A 5,545-nucleotide genomic window follows, 5' to 3' on the forward strand; every position below is an offset into this window, starting at 1 on the left:
AGCGTCCTGGCCGCGGTGCTGGAGGACGGTTAGCGCGTCATACAGCGCCTGATTGACGTTCGACTTACCGACGATACCGACGATGCCACACATGCGACGCAACCCCTACTTAATGGATCTGAACTGAACACAACTCACTGAGGCGTTTTGGCCATCGGCAAGAGCTGTTCCTTGAACGGTATTTCAGCGGGTACGCTGATACCGCTGGCAAGCCACTGACTGCTCCACCCGAGGATCAGGTTTTTGGACCAGTCTGCGACCAATAGAAATTTTGGCACGAGTTGCGACTGCTGCCACCACTCGTCCTGCTGCACCGGCCCCAGGCTCAACAGCCCGACCGCCACGACCACCAGCAACACGCCACGCGCGGCGCCGAAGGCCATGCCGAGGAATCGATCGGTCCCGGACAGCCCGGTGACCCGTACCAATTCGCCGATCAGATAATTGATCATTGCGCCTACGATCAACGTGGCGACAAACATTATTGCGCAGCCCGTGATCACACGAGCCGATGGCGTCTGGATATATCCGGCGAGGTACTCGGACAATGAGCCACCAAACATCCAGGCAACGGCTCCTGCGATGATCCAGGTCACCAGCGACAGTGCTTCTTTGACGAAGCCGCGGCTCAAACTGATCAATGCGGAGATGGCGACGATTGCAACGATCGCCCAGTCAACCCAGGTAAATGGCACAGTGCAGCCTACAGACGGATAAGGCGGCGCATTTTAGCAGAGCCCATGCTTATCGGTAAGCTGCGATTGTCAGTGCATTTCAAATCGTTGCGATAGATTTAGCCACGCTCAGGCTGAAAGCGCACCACGAACCCCTTGAGGTTCTGCTGGCGATTGATCAAGTCACGCAGGCGATCAGCTTCTGCACGTTCGATCAGCGGCCCGACAAACACACGATTTTTGCCATCGGCAGTACGGATATAGGCGTTGTAACCCTGGCTACGCAGGGTTTTCTGCAGTTTTTCCGCACTTTCACGATTGGCCAGGCTGGCCAATTGCACCGACCAACTCACTGACAGGCCGTTGGCGTCCACTCGGCTTTGTGTGGTGTCCGGTTTGCCCGCCGCTGCGCTGATGGGCTGGGAAGGTGGCGTTGCCGGCTTGGCAGCCAATGCCGGGACCAGCGCTGAAGCGTGAGGCGGCGTGACGGGTTTGGCCGTTGGCACCGGGACCGGTGTAGCGGGTACAGTCGGCGTCGAAGGCGCTGCCGGTGCATCCTGCTGGGCAATATCGTCGTCGCTCGGAACCGGTTCCTGTGGCAAGGCTTGCGGCTCAGGCACCGCCACCGGATCTACCTGCACTTGCGGCATCGCAGGCGCATTCGGAGCGGTCGGAGCTTCGACCACTACCTGACGCTGCTCATCCTGACGGGAGAACAGCATCGGCAGGAAAATCACAGCCAGTGCGACCAGTACGAGCGCGCCCACCATCCGCTGTTTGTAGGCCTTATCCAGCAATGCCATTTGCCGCTTCCTCCGTGGAGCGCCGAGCCAGCCACTCAAGGGCCTCGGCGACACAATAAAATGATCCGAACAACAAAATCTCATCGTCGCTCGTCGCCTGCGCACACTGCCCTTCCAGGGCGGCGGCCACGCTGCCGTAGGACGCTACCGATGCACCGCGCTTCACCAGCGCCTCGTGCAACTCGACCACTGGTCGCGATCGCGGCGAATCCAGCGGTGCAACGGCCCAGTGCTCGACACTAGCACCCAATTCGCCAATAACACCATCCAGATCCTTGTCCGCCAGCAATCCGAACACCGCCAGGCGTTTGCCTACCGGTGGACGACTGGCCAGACGTCGGGCCAGATACTCCGCCGCATGGGGGTTATGACCCACATCCAGCAACAGATTCAGACGCTTGCCCTGCCAGTCGAACTGTCGGCGATCGAGACGGCCAACCACTTTTGTCGTCTGTAAGGCCTCAATGATCTGCACATCGACCCAAGGCAGCCCAAGCAGCAAATAAGCCTGCAACGCCAGCGCCGCATTCTCCATTGGCAAATCGAGCAGAGGCACATCACGCAACTCGACAACACGACCTTGGGCATCGACACCGCGCCACTGCCAGTTGTGATCAGTGATACCGAGGTCAAAATCGCGCCCACGCAGGAAAAACGGGCAATTGAGCTCGCGCGCCTTGTCCAGCAGGGGTTGCGGAGGGTTCAGGTCGCCACACAGTGCAGGCGCGCCCTGACGGAAAATGCCGGCCTTTTCGAAGGCGACGGATTCACGGGTATCACCCAGATAATCTGCATGATCAACGCCAATGCTGGTGACCAGCGCCATGTCGGCGTCCACCACGTTGACGGTATCCAGACGCCCGCCCAGGCCGACTTCCAGCACCACGGCATCGAGCCCGGACTGCTGAAACAGCCAGAACGCCGCCAGGGTGCCCATTTCGAAGTAGGTCAGGGAAGTGTCGCCGCGCCCAGCCTCCACCGCAGCGAAGGCCTGGCACAACTCGGCGTCAGTGGCCTCGACGCCGTTGACTTGCACCCGCTCGTTATAGCGCAGCAGGTGTGGGGAGTTGTAGACACCGACTTTCAGGCCCTGCGCCCGCAGCAAGGACGCCACGAACGCACAGGTGGAGCCCTTGCCGTTGGTGCCGGTGACCGTGATCACCCGAGGCGCCGGCTTGCCCAATCCCATTCGGGACGCTACCTGCTGCGAGCGCTCAAGCCCCATGTCGATGGCCGAAGGGTGCAACTGCTCAAGGTAGGCGAGCCACTCGCCAAGGGTACGTTGGGTCATACGTTGGCAGGCACCGGTGGAACAACGATCGGCTCAATGGGTGCAGCGACGAATTTCGGCGTCGGCAACCCCATCATTTGTGCCAGCAGATTGCCCAGGCGCGGACGCAGTTCCTGACGGTGAACGATCATGTCGATCGCGCCGTGTTCCAGCAGGAACTCGCTGCGCTGGAAACCTTCCGGCAGTTTTTCACGCACGGTTTGCTCGATGACGCGCGGACCGGCAAAACCGATCAGGGCTTTCGGCTCGCCGACGATGACGTCGCCCAGCATCGCCAGACTGGCGGAAACACCACCGTAGACCGGGTCGGTCAGCACGGAAATGAACGGAATGCCTTCTTCACGCAGACGCGCCAATACCGCGGAGGTCTTGGCCATTTGCATCAGGGAGATCAACGCTTCCTGCATCCGCGCGCCACCGGAGGCGGAGAAGCAGACCATCGGGCAGCGCTTTTCCAGCGCATAGTTGGCAGCGCGTACGAAACGCTCACCGACGATGGCACCCATCGAACCGCCCATGAAGGAGAATTCGAACGCCGACACCACAATCGGCATGCCCAGCAGGGTTCCGCTCATGGAAACCAGCGCGTCTTTTTCGCCGGTCTGCTTCTGCGCACCGACCAGGCGATCCTTGTACTTCTTGCCGTCGCGGAATTTCAGACGGTCAACCGGCTCCAGGTCCGCACCCAGTTCGGTACGGCCTTCGGCGTCGAGGAAAATGTTGATACGGGCGCGGGCGCCGATACGCATGTGGTGGTTGCACTTGGGGCAAACGTCCAGGGTCTTTTCCAGCTCCGGACGATACAGCACAGCCTCGCAGGACGGGCATTTGTGCCAAAGACCTTCAGGCACCGAGCTCTTCTTGACCTCGGAACGCATGATCGAAGGGATCAGTTTGTCTACTAACCAGTTGCTCATGCTTTCTTTCTCCAGTACCGGCGGCCCGAACGCTCTGGTTCGCAGCCCCGCGTATGCCCTTAGCTAAATTCATGTGTGCGGCGATGTTCGATGGATTGCCGGATCAGGGAACGTGACCTGCGTACAACCCAAAAAACCCTCAGCCATGCCTGCTTTGTGCAAGTGCTGTTATGGACGGCGGCAGTCTGCCAGCCGTCACATCAACCACGTACCGCTTTGATGAATGCGCGAATCTTTTCGGGATCCTTGATGCCTTTGCTCGCCTCTACCCCGCCGCTGACATCCACGGCGTAAGGCCGAACTTGCGCCACTGCCCCGGCAACGTTTTGCGGGGTCAACCCGCCCGCCAGGACAATTGGCTTGCTGAGGTCTTGAGGTATCAGAGACCAATCGAACGCTTCACCGGTTCCGCCGGGAATGCCTTCCACATAGGCGTCGAGCAAAATACCACTGGCGCTCGGGTAGGCATCGCAAGCCGCCGCGATATCGTCACCAGCCTTGACCCGCAATGCCTTGATATACGGACGATGCCAACCTTCGCACTCCCCTGCGCTTTCGTCGCCATGGAACTGCAGCAGATCCAAGGGCACGGCATCGAGGATCTCGCTCAATTCGGCGCGACCGGCATTGACGAACAACCCCACAGTGGTGACAAACGGTGGCAGCGCCTGGATGATCGAACGCGCCTGCTGGGGCGTCACTGCCCTTGGACTTTTCGCGTAGAACACGAACCCAATGGCGTCGGCACCCGCATCGACCGCCGCCAACGCATCTTCTATGCGGGTAATCCCGCAAATCTTGCTGCGAACGGCTGACATGTCGTTAAAACCCCACGGCAAATCCGAGAAAGTCCCGGATGGTAACAAAAGCTTTCGAGGGCGTCAGCCGTCAAGTTCGGCGAAACCGGTGAGAAAGTGCGGCCCAATGTAACGCTCAGGCAATTGGAACTCGTCGCGGTACTCGACCTGCACCAGATAAAGGCCAAACGGATGTGCCGTAACCCCACCAGAACGACGGATACGGCTCTCAAGCACCTCCTTCATCCACTCCACCGGACGCTCGCCGGAACCAATGGTCATCAGCACGCCGGCGATGTTGCGCACCATGTGGTGCAGGAAGGCGCTGGCACGAATATCCAGCACGATCATCTTGCCGTGGCGCGTGACGCGCAGGTGATGCAGTTCCTTGATCGGTGACTTGGCCTGGCACTGCCCCGCGCGGAACGCGCTGAAATCGTGGGTACCCACCAGATACTGTGCGGCTTCGGCCATGCGTTCGACGTCCAGCGGACGGTGGTTCCAGGTGATTTCCTCGTTCAGGTGCGCGGGGCGGATCTGATCGTTGTAGATCACATAGCGATAACGCCGGGCTATGGCCTTGAAACGTGCATGAAAATGCGCCGGCATCACCTTGGCCCAGCTGACGCTCACGTCGTGGGGCAAATTGATGTTGGCGCCCATCACCCAGGCTTTCATCGAACGCTCGACCTGAGTATCGAAGTGCACCACCTGACCGCACGCATGCACGCCGGCGTCGGTGCGCCCGGCACAAAGCAGCGAAACCGGTGAGTCGGCGACTTTGGACAAGGCGTTTTCAAGGGTTTCCTGCACGGTAAGCACGCCAGACGCCTGGCGCTGCCAGCCGCGATAGCGCGAGCCTTTATATTCAACGCCCAACGCGATCCGGTAAAAGCCCTCGGCCGCCATTTCGGCGGCCGGGTTATCTATATTTGCCAAGGTGGGACAGCCTGCTGATGTACGCAAAGGCGGGCATTATAAGGCCGTGGGACGGGGATGCCAGCGGTGGGTGGATGAAGATCAAAAGATCGCAGCCTTCGGCAGCTCCTACAGGAGTTCGTAC

7 protein-coding genes are annotated in these 5,545 nt (G+C 60.0%); all 7 read right to left on the reverse strand.

What is annotated here, in order from left to right:
- Window positions 1-93 (reverse strand): hypothetical protein (locus tag ACRESJ_RS31035; RefSeq protein ID WP_431761316.1); only part of this gene is annotated, 93 nt, incomplete at its 3' end.
- A 41-nt stretch (window positions 94-134) separates the two neighbouring features.
- Window positions 135-695 (reverse strand): CvpA family protein, encoded by a 561-nt coding sequence (locus ACRESJ_RS31040; RefSeq protein ID WP_431761311.1) that lies wholly within the window; start codon window positions 693-695, stop codon window positions 135-137.
- A 98-nt stretch (window positions 696-793) separates the two neighbouring features.
- A complete protein-coding gene (locus ACRESJ_RS31045) occupies window positions 794-1,477 on the reverse strand; it encodes an SPOR domain-containing protein (protein WP_431761312.1) in 684 nt (227 codons plus the stop codon).
- Window positions 1,461-2,768, reverse strand: a complete 1,308-nt coding sequence (folC, locus tag ACRESJ_RS31050) for a bifunctional tetrahydrofolate synthase/dihydrofolate synthase (RefSeq protein ID WP_431761313.1) — start codon at window positions 2,766-2,768, stop codon at window positions 1,461-1,463. Before folC ends, ACRESJ_RS31045 begins: the two co-directional genes overlap by 17 nt.
- Window positions 2,765-3,685 (reverse strand): acetyl-CoA carboxylase, carboxyltransferase subunit beta, encoded by a 921-nt coding sequence (gene accD / locus ACRESJ_RS31055; protein ID WP_431761314.1) that lies wholly within the window; start codon window positions 3,683-3,685, stop codon window positions 2,765-2,767. The genes folC and accD overlap by 4 nt, the downstream gene beginning before the upstream one ends.
- 200 nt (window positions 3,686-3,885) lie before the next feature.
- On the reverse strand, window positions 3,886-4,503 hold the full coding sequence (locus ACRESJ_RS31060; protein WP_431761315.1) for a phosphoribosylanthranilate isomerase: 618 nt from the start codon (window positions 4,501-4,503) through the stop codon (window positions 3,886-3,888).
- A 63-nt stretch (window positions 4,504-4,566) separates the two neighbouring features.
- Window positions 4,567-5,391: a tRNA pseudouridine(38-40) synthase TruA gene (gene truA, locus ACRESJ_RS31065; RefSeq protein ID WP_431761317.1), complete on the reverse strand. Its 825-nt coding sequence runs from the start codon at window positions 5,389-5,391 to the stop codon at window positions 4,567-4,569.
- Window positions 5,392-5,545 lie beyond the last annotated feature (154 nt).

The organism is Pseudomonas sp. (genome assembly GCF_050739655.1).
Classification (GTDB): domain Bacteria; phylum Pseudomonadota; class Gammaproteobacteria; order Pseudomonadales; family Pseudomonadaceae; genus Aquipseudomonas.

Excerpts from the sequence above, each read along its gene's own strand:
- folC (WP_431761313.1), bottom strand. The coding sequence starts at position 2,768 with ATGACCCAACGTACCCTTGGCGAGTGGCTCGCCTACCTTGAGCAGTTG.
- truA (WP_431761317.1), bottom strand. The coding sequence starts at position 5,391 with ATGGCGGCCGAGGGCTTTTACCGGATCGCGTTGGGCGTTGAATATAAA.
- accD (WP_431761314.1), bottom strand. The coding sequence starts at position 3,685 with ATGAGCAACTGGTTAGTAGACAAACTGATCCCTTCGATCATGCGTTCC.
- ACRESJ_RS31045 (WP_431761312.1), bottom strand. The coding sequence starts at position 1,477 with ATGGCATTGCTGGATAAGGCCTACAAACAGCGGATGGTGGGCGCGCTC.
- ACRESJ_RS31060 (WP_431761315.1), bottom strand. The coding sequence starts at position 4,503 with ATGTCAGCCGTTCGCAGCAAGATTTGCGGGATTACCCGCATAGAAGAT.